General features: G+C 40.2%; 18 protein-coding genes. 9 read left to right on the forward strand and 9 right to left on the reverse strand.

Annotation, left to right across the window (positions count from 1 at the left end):
- Window positions 1-65 precede the first annotated feature (65 nt).
- Complete coding sequence (locus UB51_RS25595) at window positions 66-599, reverse strand: GNAT family N-acetyltransferase (protein WP_044879719.1); 534 nt, start codon at window positions 597-599, stop codon at window positions 66-68.
- 38 nt (window positions 600-637) lie between these two features.
- Window positions 638-1,480: a helix-turn-helix transcriptional regulator gene (locus tag UB51_RS25600; protein ID WP_044879720.1), complete on the reverse strand. Its 843-nt coding sequence runs from the start codon at window positions 1,478-1,480 to the stop codon at window positions 638-640.
- A 130-nt stretch (window positions 1,481-1,610) separates the two neighbouring features.
- Here UB51_RS25600 and fabF point away from each other — a divergent pair, with 130 nt between their 5' ends.
- Complete coding sequence (gene fabF, locus UB51_RS25605) at window positions 1,611-2,852, forward strand: beta-ketoacyl-ACP synthase II (RefSeq protein WP_044879721.1); 1,242 nt, start codon at window positions 1,611-1,613, stop codon at window positions 2,850-2,852.
- 137 nt (window positions 2,853-2,989) lie between these two features.
- Here fabF and UB51_RS25610 read toward each other — a convergent pair whose 3' ends face one another.
- The 4 genes from UB51_RS25610 to UB51_RS25625 form a co-directional block, all read right to left on the reverse strand.
- Complete coding sequence (locus UB51_RS25610) at window positions 2,990-4,696, reverse strand: methyl-accepting chemotaxis protein (protein ID WP_052676087.1); 1,707 nt, start codon at window positions 4,694-4,696, stop codon at window positions 2,990-2,992.
- Window positions 4,697-4,919: 223 nt separating this feature from the next.
- Window positions 4,920-5,537 carry an HXXEE domain-containing protein gene (locus UB51_RS25615; protein ID WP_044879722.1) on the reverse strand — a complete coding sequence of 206 codons (618 nt, stop codon included), beginning with the start codon at window positions 5,535-5,537 and terminating at the stop codon, window positions 4,920-4,922.
- A gap of 21 nt (window positions 5,538-5,558) precedes the next feature.
- A complete protein-coding gene (locus tag UB51_RS25620) occupies window positions 5,559-6,146 on the reverse strand; it encodes a TetR/AcrR family transcriptional regulator (RefSeq protein ID WP_044879723.1) in 588 nt (195 codons plus the stop codon).
- A gap of 248 nt (window positions 6,147-6,394) precedes the next feature.
- Window positions 6,395-7,621 (reverse strand): purple acid phosphatase family protein, encoded by a 1,227-nt coding sequence (locus UB51_RS25625; RefSeq protein WP_044879724.1) that lies wholly within the window; start codon window positions 7,619-7,621, stop codon window positions 6,395-6,397.
- Between the two features lie 222 nt (window positions 7,622-7,843).
- Between UB51_RS25625 and UB51_RS25630 the strand changes: the two genes are divergently transcribed.
- From UB51_RS25630 to sda, 8 genes are all read left to right on the forward strand, one after another.
- On the forward strand, window positions 7,844-8,557 hold the full coding sequence (locus UB51_RS25630) for a polyphosphate polymerase domain-containing protein (RefSeq protein ID WP_044879725.1): 714 nt from the start codon (window positions 7,844-7,846) through the stop codon (window positions 8,555-8,557).
- A gap of 2 nt (window positions 8,558-8,559) precedes the next feature.
- Window positions 8,560-9,279, forward strand: coding sequence for a DUF4956 domain-containing protein (locus tag UB51_RS25635; RefSeq protein WP_044879726.1), 720 nt, complete (start codon window positions 8,560-8,562; stop codon window positions 9,277-9,279).
- A gap of 14 nt (window positions 9,280-9,293) precedes the next feature.
- Complete coding sequence (locus UB51_RS25640; RefSeq protein WP_082063258.1) at window positions 9,294-10,970, forward strand: CotH kinase family protein; 1,677 nt, start codon at window positions 9,294-9,296, stop codon at window positions 10,968-10,970.
- 244 nt (window positions 10,971-11,214) lie between these two features.
- The gene (locus UB51_RS25645; protein ID WP_044879728.1) at window positions 11,215-11,709 is read left to right on the forward strand and encodes a riboflavin biosynthesis intermediates N-glycosidase; all 495 of its coding nucleotides are present in this window, start codon (window positions 11,215-11,217) and stop codon (window positions 11,707-11,709) included.
- Between the two features lie 127 nt (window positions 11,710-11,836).
- Window positions 11,837-12,508 carry a hypothetical protein gene (locus tag UB51_RS25650; protein WP_044879729.1) on the forward strand — a complete coding sequence of 224 codons (672 nt, stop codon included), beginning with the start codon at window positions 11,837-11,839 and terminating at the stop codon, window positions 12,506-12,508.
- Entirely contained in the window at window positions 12,489-13,013 is a 525-nt protein-coding gene (locus UB51_RS25655; protein WP_052676088.1) for an accessory gene regulator ArgB-like protein, read from the forward strand. Before UB51_RS25650 ends, UB51_RS25655 begins: the two co-directional genes overlap by 20 nt.
- Before the next feature lie 137 nt (window positions 13,014-13,150).
- On the forward strand, window positions 13,151-13,477 hold the full coding sequence (locus UB51_RS25660; RefSeq protein WP_044879730.1) for a LytTR family DNA-binding domain-containing protein: 327 nt from the start codon (window positions 13,151-13,153) through the stop codon (window positions 13,475-13,477).
- 173 nt (window positions 13,478-13,650) lie between these two features.
- Window positions 13,651-13,818, forward strand: a complete 168-nt coding sequence (gene sda, locus UB51_RS25665; protein ID WP_160297305.1) for a sporulation histidine kinase inhibitor Sda — start codon at window positions 13,651-13,653, stop codon at window positions 13,816-13,818.
- On the opposite strand, the gene UB51_RS25670 is transcribed toward sda, so the two are convergent.
- The 3 genes from UB51_RS25670 to UB51_RS25680 all read right to left on the reverse strand — a co-directional run bounded on the left by UB51_RS25670 (window position 13,819) and on the right by UB51_RS25680 (window position 17,566).
- A complete protein-coding gene (locus tag UB51_RS25670) occupies window positions 13,819-15,057 on the reverse strand; it encodes an L-lactate MFS transporter (RefSeq protein WP_044879732.1) in 1,239 nt (412 codons plus the stop codon).
- Window positions 15,058-15,170: 113 nt separating this feature from the next.
- Complete coding sequence (locus tag UB51_RS25675; RefSeq protein ID WP_044879733.1) at window positions 15,171-15,908, reverse strand: LytR/AlgR family response regulator transcription factor; 738 nt, start codon at window positions 15,906-15,908, stop codon at window positions 15,171-15,173.
- The gene (locus tag UB51_RS25680; RefSeq protein WP_199924973.1) at window positions 15,905-17,566 is read right to left on the reverse strand and encodes a sensor histidine kinase; all 1,662 of its coding nucleotides are present in this window, start codon (window positions 17,564-17,566) and stop codon (window positions 15,905-15,907) included. Before UB51_RS25680 ends, UB51_RS25675 begins: the two co-directional genes overlap by 4 nt.
- Window positions 17,567-17,662: the final 96 nt, after the last annotated feature.

Below are 17,662 nucleotides of genomic sequence, written 5' to 3' on the forward strand. Positions count from 1 at the left end.
TTGTTTGTCTACGAATTCATTACATCAAATAACACTCTGACCACCAGATCATGATCAAATAGTTTTTAAAAATTGGATTCTAGTAAAGAATAGACATTTGTATTATAGGCAACACCATTTTGATACATATAATTCTTTAGAATACCTTCTTTTTGAAATCCTAGTTTGGTTAGTAAAAGGTTAGACCCTTCATTTTCAATGAATACAACTGCACCTATTCGAGTCAAGTTTAAGTCTCTGAATCCGTAAGAAATGATTTGTGCTATAGCTTCTGATGCATATCCTCTTCTCCAATGTGCAGGATGAATTTCATATCCTAACTCTGCCCGTCTATGTTTTGGCATCCAAGCATTAAATCCGATAGTGCCGATAATTCCCTCTGTCCCTTTTACTTCAATCCCCCATCTAATGCCACGTTTCTCTTCGTAGTTTTTTGCGAAAAAGGCAATGACCTGTTTTGCCTGTTCTATGTTTTCCAAGTTGTTTTGTCCATAATATCGCGTCACCTCATCATTGGAAAAACAAGCAAAGATACCTTCAGCATCTTGATTTGTGATTTCCCGCAACAGTAGCCTTTCTGTTTCTAATATAGGAAACATTTTATCAACTCCATTTTACATAATGGCTCAGACCAGCCTTAGCTAGATTCAAGTAATTGCTTTAATTTAGATTCGGTTGTGGAATCAGGGGCAGGGGTATAAATGCTACAGCGTAAATCTTCACTTCCATGAACCTGCAATGAGGTTAAATGGAACAGCATTTTCCCTGCCTTGGCATGTCGGAATTCAAGCAGAACATCGGGAGCCGAGCTTACGTCGCTTTGTTCCCATAATTCATCGAACCCAGGATGAATTCCACGCATTTCATCAAGAAATTGATTGTACCAGGGGTCCTCGACATATTGTCCATAATAAGCACGAAATATAGCTAGATACCCCTTAACAAACTGCTCCCAGTTGATGGCTAATCTCTGGAATTCCTTCCGTATAAATAGTAAGCGAATCATATTTCGTTGCTCATATGGGATTTGCTCAAAGTCCAAAAAGACATGGGATGCCGCTTGGTTCCATCCCACAATATGACAACGACGATCAGAAATAAGGGTTGGACAGTGTTTAAGTTCTAAAAGGATCCTATGGAGAGACGGGCTGATCTGAGGCTCGGCTTGTTCATGGATCAGCGTAGTACCGGGTCCTGTCTCTAGCGCTAATGCATAGAGATATTTGCGTTCATCTACACTTAGCTGTAATGCAGTAGAGATACAATCCAGAACAGAGGGAGATACTTTAATGTCACGGCCTTGCTCTAGCCAAGTGTACCAAGTGGAACTAACACCTGCTAATTGAGCAACCTCCTCTCTCCTGAGGCCCGGAGTTCTTCTGCGGGTACCTATAGGTAGACCGACAGACTGAGGCTGGATCTTAGCTCGGTGTGCTTTCAAAAATGAAGATAATGCTTGAAGTCTTGTCTGATGATTCATATGATCCCTGCCTTTGATTAGATACGTTATTATTGTAGTACTAATTATACTAGTATAAACAACAACTTGTAATAGGATAAATTACATGGCAAGATACGTTCATAAAGCAATCGTGAATGGAGGAAATAAGATGGAGCGGGTAGTGATTACAGGTATGGGTGTTATTTCGCCCCTTGGTAATAATGTAGAGACCTTATGGAATCGTTTGGTTCAAGGAGAGTCAGGGATTTCTCATATTGATACATTTGATACATCTAACCACAAGACGAAAATCGCGGGTATAATACGGGATTTCAATGCTGAGGAACGATTCGGTCGTAAAGAAGCAAGGCGTATGGATCGTTTCAGTCAGTTTGCTGTGGCTGCTGCGGAGCAAGCTGTACAAGATTCAGGACTGACCCTTGAGGATATGGATAAAGAACGTCTAGGTGTCTATGTCGGTTCTGGTATTGGAGGTATTCAGGTTCTACTCGAACAAGCCACACTATTACGAGAGCGAGGTCCAGCTCGAGTTAGTCCTACGTTAGTCCCGATGATGATATCTAATATGGCAGCGGCATTGATTAGCATTAAGTTCGGGGCGCTAGGTCCAACAATGTCTCCAGTCACAGCCTGCTCTATAGGGAATACAGCGATAGGGGAAGCAGCACGTCTTATCCGCTATGGGGGGGCCGATGTAATGATTGCTGGAGGAACGGAAGCCGCGATTACAGAAGTATCTTTGGCTAGTTTTGGGAATGCCACGGCTTTATCCACTCGAAATGACGAACCAACGAGAGCAAGTAGACCCTTTGATGCGGGACGTGATGGCTTCGTTATGGGCGAAGGAGCAGGGATTCTCGTGCTTGAGTCGCTGTCACATGCTCTACGTAGAAATGCGAGAATACATGCTGAAGTTATTGGGTATGGGGCTACTTCAGATGCCTATCATATGGTAGCTACTCATCCAGAAGGAGAAGGTGCTTACCGAGCTATGAGATTGGCACTACTAGAAGCGAATATTCAACCTGAAGAAGTGGATGTCATTAGTGCACATGCGACAAGTACAGAAATCGGTGATCAGTCGGAAACACAGGCAATCAAAAAGATGTTTAAGGAGGCCTCATACCGAATCCCGATTACAGCTAATAAATCGATGATTGGTCATATGTTAGGAGCATCGGGTGGGGTGGAAGCTATCGCTCTGGTAAAAAGCTTGGGGACAGGAGTCATTCCTCCTACCATTAATTTAGAGCATCCAGATCCGAAGTGTGATTTGGACTACGTGGCGAATACAGCTCGACAAGCCAAATTAAATATTGGGATGTCTAATTCCTTCGGTTTCGGTGGTCATAATGCCGTAATTGTGCTAAAAAATTATACAAATGAATGACGGGTTTATTTTTAGAAAACTTGCAAGTCTTGATTCTTATATTACGTTCAGGAGATTCATCATATGATGAATCTCCGTGTATAAAATAACCCCAAGCTTATATAAGCTTGGGGTTAAAAATGATTATAGTACAATGATTACTCAGATCTATCTGTCTTAAAAGTATTCACAACCTTATATAGGTCCTGTGAAATATCGAGTAGACCCTTAGCTGAAGCAGCAATCTCTTCTGTAGAAGCCAACTGCTCTTCAGCAGCAGTGGCAACCGTCTGGGCAGTAGCGGATGTCTGTTGAGCCACAGCGCCTACATTACTAACCGTTGCAGCAACTTCTTCAGAACTTGCTGCCATTTGTTCAGCCGCGGCGGCTGTCTCCTGAACTTTTAGAGCGACCATCTCGGAAGACTTAACAATCTGATCGAATGCTTTCTCCGTTTCACTTACCTCAAGTAAACCTTCATTCACTTCTAGTAGTCCCTCACTCATGACTTGTACCGCCTTAGCAGAATCCTGTTGGATACTATTAATCAATCCGGTAATATCCTGAATGGACTGATCTGTCTGGGAGGCAAGCTTACGTACTTCATTGGCTACTACAGCGAAACCCTTACCACTCTCACCTGCACGAGCCGCTTCTATGGCAGCATTCAGCGCCAACAGGTTAGTTTGTGCTGAGATGTTGCCTATTAATGTTGAAATCTGACCAATATTATGTGAGTGGACTTCTAAATCCTTCAGAACGCCATTTGCATTATCAACCGCTGTACTGACGGCCTGCATTTTATGTAAGACACGCTGCATAGATTCTGTACCCTTTTTTGCATTGTCCGTTGCAGAGATTGATAGCTCCGAGACGTCGGACGCCGTTTCTGCGATTCGTTGAATACCTACTGACATTTCATCCATGGCTCTGCTACACTCAACGGAGCTTTGAGCTTGTATCTCTGCCCCTGTAGCAACTTCTTGTACAGATATCGTAACGTGATTCGAGGCATCAGCATTATTCTTAGAGTTTGCGAGTAATTGCTCAGAAGATGAAGCCACTTTATTAGAAGCATCGTGCATTTGATTAACGGATTCACGTAAATGTAATACCATTCGATTAACGGCATGAATCATTGTCCCGAACTCATCCTTGTTTCTAACGACTATAGTTTCTACCGTAAGATCACCATCTGCAATACGATTAAGTGCTATAGATGCTTTTTGGACGGGGATGGAAACGCTCCGCACGATTAATATGGCTATAACGACAATAAGAACGATTATGATACTAATACCCAACAGTATCTGCTGCGTATTAGAATTAGATAAGGCGGTGTTCTCTTGTTGAGCATTCGCGGCTCCATCCTGATTGAATAACACCATAGGAATAACAAGCTGCTTCACATTACTAAGTGCGTTATCAATGTTGCTCGTAGCTTCCTTCATCTCTTGGGAGTAGAGCTTTGCCTTTTCAAATACAGTAAAAGCATTCTTGTAAGCGGTCCATTCTTGTTCTAATTGAGTATAGTTAGCGATATCTACTTCACCAGTCAATGATCTTTTATAATCTAACAATTTCTGATCAACATCAGTCATCGTATTGGTTAGATCCGTAAATAATGCAGTTCGCTCCTTAACAACTTGGGTCGATACAATTTGGTACTTAACGAAGTCAATATGTTCTACGCTATAGTGAATGTTCTCTATGATTTCGATCCCTTTCATCCAGTCTAGCACAATTTCATTAGTGTTTTTTTGGAGTTGTTGCATTCTAACGATATTCATCCATCCGAATAGGCCCACTAGAATCACTACACTAACAAATACGGCTATAAATTTAATTTTTACTGTTAAACGCATGCCAAAGTACCCCTCTCTCACAGTCCTATTCTACTATCTCTAAATTTTATATCGTCATTTTATAGGGAAATAATAATAAACCCTTTTAATAATTTTAAAATGAAAATTCTTCACATTAAGGATATGAGCATTGACAATAAAAAAAGGCAGCAGAGGCTACCTTTCAAGTGATAATTATTTGGAAATAATTTATAAATAACTATTGAATGATAAACATTTATAATTAGTAATCTCCTAACTGCTTCTTGCTAAAGCTATAGGGTGATTGTGGATTCTTCATCCACATATTTCCTTGAATGATAAGTAAATAGACGGCGATGACAAAATAAACTGTCCCCATGATCCAGCCTGATAAGGATACGAGATTGTGACTAGTAATGTAGTGGATATACCAGATACCAATTGGCAGGTGGAGAAATAGCGCCGCGAATAGTCCGGGATTGTAAATGGATCTCGCCTTTAGGTTGGCAAAGACGCCATGCCAGATGATCTGGAAGAAACCCATTAATATCGGAGCAAGCCCCAGCCAAATGACATCGGGGAAGAGGACGGGTAGTAAATAAAACAGATAGGCAATGAGTAGGTTTATAACCATAGCCGAATGCGAATTCAACGGATAATGATCTGGATGTGGGCTCTTGAATATAATGACGTTAAATAAGCCTCCGAAGGTTCCGGGCCAACGGTATTCCTCGAATTGATGAATGAGGATGGACACAAAGCTGAGCCATAAAACAACTCTTATTTCTGCTATATAATCCCAGTTTGACAATATATATACGGATACGACTGCGGCCAAGAGAAGTCCTAGATCTTGCCAATGTCTTCTTAATATATGCATTGTTATCGCTCCTCGATATATTTATTCATGAAAATAACGTTCGAACAATAGCTCAATCTGCTGCGCTGTTGTTGAAACGTTCACCCCTGTACCCGAGACGATTAAAGGCTTCATCAGTTCGGGAAGAAATATGGCTCCGAATATTTGCATGATCATCATCATCAGCCGATCTGGGTTTGATTCATTGGTCATTTCCGATAACGTGCGGCTTACTTTGTCGAAGCCTGACATTCGGAGAAACTGACCATATTCGTACTGAGAGGCGAAAGTCGCATTTCCTAGGGCGATAATCTTGGATACCAGCTCTGGGTATTGGCTAATAACTTTGACATAATCGGTTAAAAATTGCTTCAGCCGTTCTTTGGGTGACAAGGACATGTTATCCAATATCGTAAAGCTTTCTTGAAAACTGCTCAATAAGGATTGAATGGCTTCGCTAATCAGCTTATCTTTGGATCCAAAATAGTAATTGACCAACGAAATATTAGTATCGGACTGCGTGGCGATTTTCCTGATGGTAATAGCCTCGAACCCTTCCTTCTTGATTAACTCTAAGGCCGTATTCAAAATTTTAACTCTCGTCACATTTTGTTTGTCAGATGCTGTCATGCTTACCCTCCTCGTATTTGATAATGCTGATATGAAATTAAAACAATGTTTAAAACATTGTTTTAATTATTCTAACATTATTTTGTTTGTAGTTCAATCCAGAAACGAATCGCACCAAAGGGCGGAATTTTGCGCGATTACAATCCTATTGCAATGGCGGCCAGATCTACGCGTTCTAGACCTTATGGCAACTTGTACCTAACTTGTTCTTCTTCCTGAACTGAGGGGAGAGTGTTCCTAAGGAGGATTTAGTGCGTTAATACAAATTCATCCAGCTTCTTTCCATCCACATCGTAGGCCTGATAAGTAAGTGTATTACCGTTAATATGAACACCTGCATACATCTGTTTATTATATTGAAAGTGTACTTTATGATAGAATTGATCCTCTTTCTTCTCATTGAACTTTTGTCCCGAAGTAAGGGGAACCACATAGACTGTTCCTTCTCCATCTTCCACGATTTTGTTACCCTTCAAAGGGAATGATCTTGAATATTCATGGTTGTGACCTTGCAATACGAGATCAACGCCGAATTCGTCAAATATGGGAACCCACCGTTTAACGACTTTGTCATCTTGATTACCACCGTAAGCAGGACGATGAATCGCTACAATGATCCAAGATTTATCAGTTGCTACAAGATCGTCTCGAAGCCACTGGGCTTGATCTTTGACGCTTGATTCTGTATTCATGAACACGAAATGTGCAGTTCCATAATCGAACGAATAACTTGTGCCAGGGATCGTGTCTTCAGATCCATTATTAGGAACGTTGAAGTGCGAAACAAAACGATCAGCAACCTTATCTACTTCGTCATGATTACCCGTAACAGGCATCAAAGGATAGTTAGTTATCCATTTTTTTGCTTTTCCAAAGAAGTTCTCCCAAGCGGATTCATCCTCAGGGTATTCGATTAGGTCTCCTCCATGGATAATGAATTGTGCGGTCGGAAATGTCTTGAAAGCTTGATCCAATGTATTCCCCCACAGGTCGAAATCCTGCTCAGTAATTCCTTGTGAATCCGTCACATTAATGAAAGTGAAGTCGGTTACATCCTCAGCTTCAGTCGTGAATAATGCGGGATCACTCCATCCTTCAGCATCTCCATTACCTACTCTATAAGCATATGTTCTACCTGGTTTAAGGCCCGTTATATTGACTTTATGAACACCCTCTAAGGTTCTATTTCCAATGTCTATCGTCGTTGTTGTTCCTTTAGTGGTCGTAACGTCTTGTTCTTCTAGTGACTCGACGTTGTTCCCCTCGACCCACTGAATGACGGTACCCGCATGGGGACTCTTCGTATACCAAGTAAATGCACGACTCGTTCGGGCATTATCTTTAAATGTGGTCACTAAAGAAGTAGGAGTAGTGGTTGGATTTGTTGTGGATCGCAACATTTCTATAGTAGCAAATACGATAATTAGCAGAACTAATAAAGCGCCTAGTATCCAGTAACCCTTTTGTTCGATCAAATATAATCCCTCCTAAAGAGTAACGTACATATCTTAATTTTTAAGCTTAACGGTCAGAATTATCGAAGTCAAATAGGGTATTTAGAAGTTGTTTCTGACTGTTTTGATCGTTGCAAGTCCCCCGTAGAAACATTCAGCGGACGCTCAGTTGCTTTTAAGCTAGCAATAATCTTCGTCATGTAAAGTAATTGTAAAGCGCATAGTGAAGAGGGGGGAAACATATTGAGTCCAAAATTAAAATATCGCCATGAGTTAAAATACAACATTAACTATCATCAATATCTGATCATACGGCAACAGTTGAAGAACCTATTGAAGCAAGATAGGAATGCTGATTCAACGGGAGAGTATCATATTCGGAGCTTGTATTTCGATGATATCGACAATAAGGCACTGCATGAGAAGCTAGGCGGAGTTCGGGATCGGGAGAAGTATCGGATTAGAATTTATAATCTTTCTGACGAAGTCATTCATTTAGAGAAGAAGATTAAATTCAATGATTATATTACGAAGATTAAGGAATCCCTAACGAGAGAAATGGTAGACGCTGTTCTAAGTGGAAATTACGAAGTGCTGAATATGCCAGAGAAGCCTTTGTTATATGAGATGTACACAGCCATGAAGCATAAGCTACTTCGTCCTAAGGTCATCGTGGATTACGTACGCGAAGCCTACATAGCACAATCGGGTAATGTTCGGATTACCTTCGATAAGCATCTGAAGACAGGATTGAATTCTGTCGATTTATTTAACCCGGATGTGCCTATGATTCATGCGCTTGATGATCATACGATTGTATTTGAAGTCAAGTACGATGAATATCTTCCTGAATATATTAGGGCAGCTGTTCAGAGCAATGGTTTAATCCAGCAATCTAATTCCAAGTACGTTATATGTAGGAAATACCTTAAATTCAACCACTGGGAGGATCAATAATTATGGATCAGACAACAACAACTCAAGCAGCAGCGGACACAACAACTAATTTTAGCGATATTATTAAAAACTCGGTGTTAACGAACTTTAGTTCAGATATCAGCATTGTCAAAATGTTACTTACCATGTCAATTGCTTTTTTAATCGGACTATTTATCTTCATCTTGTACAAGCGGGTATTTAGTGGGGTTCTTTACTCTAAGAGCTTTAACGTATCCTTGGTCGGAATGACCTTAATTACTGCACTTGTTATTATCGCAATTAATTCTAGTCTAGTATTGTCACTTGGTATGGTGGGTGCACTGAGTATCGTTCGTTTTAGAACACCTATCAAAGATCCAACAGATTTGATCTTCTTGTTCTGGGCAGCCGTTGCAGGGATTGTAACAGGTGCGGGATTCTACACACTAGCCATCATCGGTTCTGTCATCATCGGTCTTGTATTGTTTATCTTTATCAAAAGGGATTCGTTCGAAACGCCATACCTGCTTGTTATTAACTGCGAGGGAAATGAAAGTGAGAAGTCTGTACTTGCAAAGCTAAACGCTGCTGTTAAACGCTTCAATGTGAAACAAAAAACAGTAACTGCTGGAAATATTGAAATGACGCTAGAAGTACGATTAAGCAATGATGAATCGAGTTTCGTAAATCAGATTACGGAGCTTGACGGGGTAAGAAATGCCGTTCTAATTAGCTACAGCGGCGATTATGTATCACAATAATGGGGGGGATGAAGATGAAGTTCAGACCCGTTGCTACAATCGTCGTATGTGCCTGTGTTGCTCTATTGATCATTGGCATCACAACGTATATGTCTCAAGATACGGAGAATGAGCATGCCACAGGGGAAGCAAGTATCTCTGTAGTTGATAATACGGAGAAGATTATAGAGAATGTATTTCCAAAGGACAAAGTCGTCGATGTGAAAATTACGATTGATGAAGACGACTTTCAGAGTATGATGGACAATGCTTCAGCGGAAGAAGTGAAGACGGCTTCCGTGGATTACAATGGGATTCATTATGACAACATTGGCGTTCGTACCAAAGGTAATCTTAGCTTACGTAGTGTGGTCAGTATGGATGATTCAGATCGATATAGTCTGAAGCTCTCCTTCGATGAGTATCTATCGAGTCAAACGTTATATGGTATCAGTAAAATTAATCTAAACAACAACTATAGTGATGCCAGTTACATGCGAGAGTATTTAACCTACGAATTAGCGGAACAAATGGGTTTACCTACGCCAGGTTATTCATTCGTTAATGTCTACGTGAATGATAAGCTGTGGGGGTTCTATCTAGCTGTACAGCAGGTAGATGAACAGTATCTAGAGTCCAACTTCGGTAATTCTTATGGAGCGTTGTATAAAGCAGAAATGATGGGGACGGGTAGTGACCTTGTATGGATTGACGATAAGATATCATCCTATTCAGGACTTGCTATGAAATCAGAATCTTCTAATGGAGATATCCTAATTGATATGATTAATGAGTTGAATAACGGTACGAATATTGAGAAGTATTTGGACGTTGAGGAAGCACTGAAATACATTACACTTCAAGTGGTTACTAACAATACGGATAGCTATATTGGCTCTAATAAACAAAATTATTATCTGTATGAGGATGACGGAATATTCAAAGTTCTGCCATGGGATTACAATATGGCCTTTGGTGGTCTAGGGAAATCAAGTCTCTTGATTGATGAACCTACACAAGGAGCATTGGCAGAGCGGCCTCTCGTTGCTAAGCTTCTTGAGGTAGACGAATACAAGGAAAAGTATCACGAAATGATTCAAAATGCGACTGAGGGTTATCTTTCATCTGCTACATTTAAAGAACGTGTGACGCAAGTGTCGGATATGATTTCTTCCTATGTGAAGGCAGATCCATCAGCTTTTTATACTTATGAAGAGTATGAAACTGGCGTGAAACAGCTGATCCAGACCAACGATAGTCAAGTGAGTAATATGAATCAGCAGCTTGATGGCACCATTGCCTCTTCCGGTGACGGAAGTGGTAGTGGCTTTGACATGGGTGGCTTTGATAAGGCTGGTGGCGGAATGGGTGGCAGGGGAATGGGTGGCGGTCAAATGCCAACAGCCAATGGAACTGATGGAGATTATGCTGTCGCAGCAATAACGCCTCCTGATGGCAAAGAAGCAGGAGGCGTAGCGCCAACAGGGGAAGCAGGCCAAGGAGGCGGATTCAATCGGGGTCAAGGTGGTGGTTTTCCAGGTGGAGGCCAAGGAAGAAGTCCAGGCTTTCCTGGAGGCGGCGGTTTTGGTGGTAATCAAGCGAATAGTGCCCCACAAGGAACGATGAAGGATGTCATCATTACGCTAGTTGCATTAGTAGTGTTAGGATTGTCCTGTGTATTTGTTCTACTCTATAAGAGAAAACGAATTTAAAGAACAATTTCAAAGCTAAAATAGTAGGCAAGGTATGATCCTTGGCCTATTGTTTTAGTTTTTTTGGTCTGTCTTTTAGGATTCCTAAATAGGGTTGACGATTCAGTTTCGACAACGATATGATTTAAACATACATGAACGTCTCTCGATGACGGTAAATATATTAATTTTTCACGATAAGATCCATGAAAATAGGATATTATGATAACTTATCTGTTTTTGAGAGAAGAGAGGAACGATAGACATGGAGAAATTCACATTTTTTTGGAGTACCCAATCACCCTTTTCACAATGGCATCCATCCCCCTTTGTTATAGATGGGAACACCTTTAATTGCGCAGAGCAATATATGATGTATGAGAAAGCTTGGTTATTTGGTGACGAGGATACGGCGCATCAGATTCTAGCAGCGACTTCTCCAGGAACCCAGAAGCAGCTCGGACGGAAGGTAGCTCCATTTAATCCAGAAATGTGGAACAAACATTGTAAGCAGATTGTACATGATGGGAATTTCGAGAAGTTCACACAAAATCAAGAGTTGCTGTTGAAACTGTTGGCAACGAAAGGTACAACATTGGTTGAAGCAAGTCCGTTGGATCGGATCTGGGGCGTAGGACTAGCTGAAGATGATCCTAAAATTCATAACCGTAAGACGTGGCGGGGCACGAACTGGTTAGGTGAAATATTAACGGATTTAAGAGAAGAATTACTCAAATTAAGAAATAAGAATGAGAAGTAAAGGTATTAGAAATGATGTGAAATTTAAATTTAATATTTACAAATATTGCAATTGTAGATTTTTTCCTTCAAAGGTATAATATCTATAGGTAATTTGTCGCAATATGTAAAGATGGGAGTGATGGATTTTGTTGAATTTATGGCCATATCTCATCTTATCTGTTTTTGAGACTGGTGCTATGTTCTTTCTATCATTCAAAATATTCAAGATTGACTTGTTCCTTAAGGAGATTGTATTTGCTAGTTTAATAATGGGCTTTATTTCTTACATATTAAGAAATGATTATCATCTGACTCAAATAGACATCGTCTTGCAGTATATGCTCATGTTCTGTTTTCTATGGCTTATGTTCAGAATTCACGTATTTTATGCTGCTATAATGACGGGGATGGGCTATCATGCCTATTTACTAATTCAGACTTTCTTTTATTTCATCATGGATCGCATGGATTTCCTATCCTATAGTACCCAAATTGGAATAAATATTGGCACTTTAATTCTTCAATCGTTATCTGTATTTACGGCAATTTTAATTGGAATGTATATAGGTAAGAAACGTAAAGGTTTCGATTTCATTCCAGATAAACCTAACGGTAAAATTCATATTTGCTCTAGAGATAAAATTTTATTTGCCTTAAATATTCCATCCATTCTCATCGTATTCTCGACCATGTACTTTGCCAATTATTTATCACAGTGGTTTTTTATAATGCCATTTTCATATGCTCTGGTATTATACGGTTATCTACATTTATCTTACAAAAAGGATAGAAGTAATAATGAAAACTTTGGCTTATAGAATCGCAGAGTCAATCAAGCGCACGGATCCGGAACGAACGCATTCTATTGAAGTCATGCAGTATGCGCTTGGTATTATCCTTAACACGCTATTCATTTTTATTACTTCTCTACTTTTGGGATGGGCTACTGGAAGAATGGGAGATACCTTATTGGTATTTTTTGCAATAGCAATATTGCGTATGTGTTCAGGAGGAACTCATTTAAAGTCTGTGTGGGCGTGTAACATCGTTTCTATCGTCATTTGTACTGGTATTCCACTTTTGTCACTATTGTTCGACGATGTGCTATTGTACATAAATGCTGTCAGCTTAGTGGTCATGCTGTTGTTTGCTCCAAGACCTGATGCTAATGTTCATATATCTAGGGGAGCATATCCTTGGCTAAAGGTTATATCTGTTCTATTGGTAGCCCTTAACTTTATTATAGGCTCATCCGTTGTAGGACTAGCATTTCTAGTTCAGTCCTTGACAATCATCCCTTTGAGAAGGAGGAAAACCACATGAAAAAAATGACTGCTCGTTATGCCTCTAAGGCATTGGCATCATCAGCTCGACTTTTTACTGCTGTATTAAAACCGATGTTCCACAGCCCAGAAGCGCCACAAGAGCTCCGCAAGTAATTTGATGAGGGTGGGGAAAGTATGCGTGTTCTGAATAAAGACGGGTCTTCCAACGAAATTCAGGAAGAAGATATATTGTATTTCTCCAATCATAAGAATACAATATTCGTTCATACCAAAGAAGGCGAATTTCTACTCCCCACCACGTTGTCCGATTTACATACCGCCTATCAATGTAAGGGTTTTGAACGTCTTGATCGATCTAATGTTGCTAACATTAACAATGTTACCGATTATGATCAAGATCGAAAGGTCGTATTCTTTGATTCCAAGCAGAATTTTACCACAGTATCCGAATCCAATGAACCAAGGATTAAGAAATATTTGGCTTCGATCAAAAAGAGCTAAACCCGTTAGTGGGTTTAGCTCTTTTTTAGATAAATATTCCATTATTCCATATTATCCATCATTTGTAAAGAGAAATTCGGAGGGTGGAAAAACCGAGACATTTGAAGGTTGGAATGGTACTCTTTTACAAGGTTATTAATTATACAAATATCTATGCCTTGTGGAGGAATAAGATGAAAAGTAAATTCTTACCGTCTCCTCGTCCTTCTGCGCTCGAGTCGCTGAACGACCAGCAACTGTTAAATGTGTATGAGTTAGCAGTCCAAGCGGAGACTTCAACCGATTTTATTGAAATACTAGAAGAGACTTTGGAAAAAAGACATATTAACTTTAGAAAGTAGTTATACAAGTTTAGATTGCGGTTTAAGCTGTAACATTTCCTTTCGAGCCTGATTGCGAATAGGTGGCTGAATAGTCATGATCAAGATAAGAGAGATCATACATAGAACACCGATGACGATAAATGTGGGTTTGAATCCACCAAGGTAAGAAGCGATAAAGGAGCCAGATAGGGCACCTAGTCCAAAGCCTTGGTAGATGATCCCATAGTTCTTACTATGGTTCTTCAGGCCGAAGAAGTCTCCGACAATGGCTGGGAATACCGTAATATTACCACCGAAGCAAAAAGCAATTCCTGCTACACAAGCGAAGAAAATTCCGAAATTTAAATGAGCAAAGCTGAGAACTAGTACGGCTACGGAAGTTACAGCAAGAGAGCCTGCTACTACACGTAAACGTCCTACTTTATCAGATAACGCACCGAGAATAATTCGACCAGCGGTATTGAAGATTGCTATCATGGCAACAGCATTAGCAGCGGTATTAATACTAAGCCCGACCATTTGGACTCCTATATCTTTCACGATCCCAATGAGGTAGAGTCCACTCATACAAGCAGTGAAAAAGATAATAAATAGTACATATGCTTCTTTGGTCTTCAACATTTCTTTGACACTGAAATTAACTTCTGTGTTATTAAGGTTCACGTTACCATTGGTGTTATCCTGTACTGGAATGGGGGCCTCTTTGACCAGCTGGGCTCCAGCAACAACCATGATCATCACGATAGCTCCCCATAATAAGAATGCCTGCGATACGCCCATAGAGCTAATAAAGCCTGAGTTAATGTATTTGAATATGAGACTGCCCATTCCAAATGCACCGACGGACACCCCAGAGATTAAGCCTTTTCGTTCAGGAAACCATTTAATAAGATTAGATAGAGAAGTAATATAAGCAATACCATCTGCGAAGCCTACGACTATACCAGCTAGCAAATAGATGAGAGCTAATGAATGAACCTGAGAGCTTGCGATTAGACCGAGCCCAAGCACAATTCCAGCTATGGATATCAGTTTACGAATGCCCCATTGTTCTTGTAGTTTACCTGCAAATAGAGTAGCGATAGCTAGAGAAAAGCTAGTGATAGAGAAGGTCATAGCTACAGAACTGAGTTCCCAGCCGAATTTAGATACTAGAGGTTGATTGAATAGGCTCCATGTATAGATCGTACCGAGCCCCATCTGAACAATGATTGTTCCGAGTACTATGAGCCAGCGGTTCATGGTTGTATTTTTCATTGTGATAGCCTTCTTTCTCATAATGTTAACCCTTACATTCTGTATTATAAGGCAAGAAGTAAGGGGATAACGGTTTTGAGAATGAGATGCAAGGATGGCAGTATCAAATGCATTTAAATGTTCATGATCTGCCTGAATTCTTTGATTTTACTACGGCTCACAGGTACTTCATAGTCTAGATCCTTCATTTTTAGAAGGTAAGTGTTATTAAACCATGGAATAATTTCCCTTATCTTTGAAATGTTTATGCTATATGAGCGATGGCAGCGAAAGAACACATCAGAGGGTAAACTGTTGTGGAAATCAGATATACTCATATTCATGGTATATTCTTCGTCTTTTGTATAGACAAAGGTTACTTTCTCTTGCGCTGAAGCATAATAAATATCATCAATATCGACTACGATAATCTTCTCGTTTTTCCACAAATTGATCTTATTCTTAACTCCTGTCCGCTCTACTGGACTGAGCTTGTCCGCTCCTCGCTCACGAGTGTGTGTAGCTTCTAGCTTATGAAGCATTGAAGTGATACGGGATTCATGATATGGCTTCAAAATATAGTCAAAAGCTTCAATTTCAAAAGCCTCAATGGCATGCTCCTTGTATGCTGTAATAAATACGATATAAGGTTTAGTGGAGAATTTACTGATGCTCTTACCTAGTAGTACGCCGTCCAGTGAAGGGATACTAATATCTAGAAAGATCACATCCACTTCGTTATCTTGTATAAATTTGAGCGCATCAATTCCGTCCTCGAACTGGCCGACGATGTCGATATCGCTATGTGCCTTGATTAAATATTCTAATTCCTCTCTTGCTAAATATTCATCTTCTACGAGGATTGCTTTCATCGGATCTCCTTCTGAACATAGAAATGGATTTCGGTCCCTTGTGTGAGCCTAGTGATCACTAGACCTTTACCATAAGTAAGCTTTACCCGCTGGTGTACATTGTATAGACCGATTTTGTGGTCTGGAACTTGGTCATGATAAATGTTATAAATGGTATTCTCATCAATCCCTACTCCGCTATCCTCAATGGATATTAACACATGTTGCCCTTCATCCTTGACTCGGATGGTGACAGTCCCTGGACCTTTGGACTTCAGAATACCGTGGACAATGGCATTCTCTACTAGCGGTTGGATGATGAGGCTTGGAATTTGCACATTCACATCGTCAATATCGTAGGTAACCTGGAGTCGGTTACCGAATCTGGCAGTTTCAATCTCAACATAGTTACGGACCTGCTGTAGCTCCTTATTAATATCAATGAACTGGTCATTTAATTCTAGGTTATACCGCATGTACCCCGATAAATTAACGATTAATTCCCGTGCTTTGTCAGGGTTAATACGAATTGAAGAAATAACAGCGTTCAGTGCGTTGAATAGAAAATGTGGGTTAATCTGGCTTTGTAGCGCTTTAAGCTCTGCCTTATTAGCCATTTCTTTAACTTGCTCAATTCGTGACACTTCCATCAGTGTGGAGATGATTTGGGACAGACCAATCGCCATGGTTTGCAAGGGATAGGTTATTTTGTGAGCCTTGTGATAATAGATTTTTAGTACTCCGGTCACTTCACCTTTCTCTTTAAGCGGAATAATAATGAGTGATTTAACCAATGGATTTTTATTGTCTTCATCATTATTTCTAATTGTAATTTCACCGCTTCGAATGGTTTCTTTCGTCACATCACTAATAATCTCATTTCCTAGATTGTATAACTGTGAACCCAGTCCAACATAGGCCAGAATACTTCTCGTGTCGGTTATTGCTACAGCATCAGCTTGGATATCTTCTCTGATGATTTCACATATCTTACGGAGTGATTGCTCATTAATGGAACGGAAGTAAGGAAGTGTCTTGTTCGCGATATCGAGCGCTAGCTTAGCTTGCTTCGCAGCAATGGTATCTTTCTCATTCTCAACACCTTGTATAAGCAAGACAATTAACCCGACACTAATCTCTCCAAGAATAAGAGGAGCGGCAATCTGTGACACTATATCCACACCAAGAGTGTGGGGATCGGCTAATATCAGAATGAGGATCATAGTCAAGGCTTCACACAACATGCCTGCAATGATACCGGCAATCCATCGTTTGTTTTTACTTATTTTAATATGAATATATCCAGCCACGACTCCAGCCACGATACTTGCGATCAGACAAGGCAGTGAGGTGATCCCATGGATATCGATAACATATCGATGCACTCCTGATAGAATCCCCGTACTGATCCCTACTATAGGACCGAATAGGATACCGCCTGACATGATGGCAATGATCCGGACATTGACTAAAGAACCTTCTACATTGATTCCTGAGTATGTACCGAGGATCGCAAATAGACTAAAGATAGCCGATAGTATGATTAGATGTTGGCGATTGTAAATTTCTTTCTGAAAAATTTCCTTGAATTGCGGAATGAGGGTCAAAAAGAATAAACAAGTTAGAAGTAGAGACGCACGTTCAAATTGTTGTATAAGAATCATATAGTTAGCATGCAACTGAATTTCCTCCAGGGTGGTGAAGCTAGGGCTGGCTCATGGGTAGGATTTGTCCTAAGCTCCATCTATATTTTATTTAGTTCAGTGTTCTCTATT

This window comes from Paenibacillus sp. IHBB 10380, from assembly GCF_000949425.1.
GTDB lineage: Bacteria > Bacillota > Bacilli > Paenibacillales > Paenibacillaceae > Paenibacillus_AQ.

Bases quoted from the DNA above. Each gene is read 5' to 3' on its own strand.
- UB51_RS25595 (WP_044879719.1), bottom strand. From the start codon at position 599: ATGTTTCCTATATTAGAAACAGAAAGGCTACTGTTGCGGGAAATCACA.
- UB51_RS25600 (WP_044879720.1), bottom strand. From the start codon at position 1,480: ATGAATCATCAGACAAGACTTCAAGCATTATCTTCATTTTTGAAAGCA.
- fabF (WP_044879721.1), top strand. From the start codon at position 1,611: ATGGAGCGGGTAGTGATTACAGGTATGGGTGTTATTTCGCCCCTTGGT.
- UB51_RS25610 (WP_052676087.1), bottom strand. From the start codon at position 4,696: ATGCGTTTAACAGTAAAAATTAAATTTATAGCCGTATTTGTTAGTGTA.
- UB51_RS25615 (WP_044879722.1), bottom strand. From the start codon at position 5,537: ATGCATATATTAAGAAGACATTGGCAAGATCTAGGACTTCTCTTGGCC.
- UB51_RS25620 (WP_044879723.1), bottom strand. From the start codon at position 6,146: ATGACAGCATCTGACAAACAAAATGTGACGAGAGTTAAAATTTTGAAT.
- UB51_RS25635 (WP_044879726.1), top strand. From the start codon at position 8,560: ATGGATCAGACAACAACAACTCAAGCAGCAGCGGACACAACAACTAAT.
- UB51_RS25640 (WP_082063258.1), top strand. From the start codon at position 9,294: ATGAAGTTCAGACCCGTTGCTACAATCGTCGTATGTGCCTGTGTTGCT.
- UB51_RS25645 (WP_044879728.1), top strand. From the start codon at position 11,215: ATGGAGAAATTCACATTTTTTTGGAGTACCCAATCACCCTTTTCACAA.
- UB51_RS25655 (WP_052676088.1), top strand. From the start codon at position 12,489: ATGAAAACTTTGGCTTATAGAATCGCAGAGTCAATCAAGCGCACGGAT.
- UB51_RS25660 (WP_044879730.1), top strand. From the start codon at position 13,151: ATGCGTGTTCTGAATAAAGACGGGTCTTCCAACGAAATTCAGGAAGAA.
- sda (WP_160297305.1), top strand. From the start codon at position 13,651: ATGAAAAGTAAATTCTTACCGTCTCCTCGTCCTTCTGCGCTCGAGTCG.
- UB51_RS25670 (WP_044879732.1), bottom strand. From the start codon at position 15,057: ATGAAAAATACAACCATGAACCGCTGGCTCATAGTACTCGGAACAATC.
- UB51_RS25675 (WP_044879733.1), bottom strand. From the start codon at position 15,908: ATGAAAGCAATCCTCGTAGAAGATGAATATTTAGCAAGAGAGGAATTA.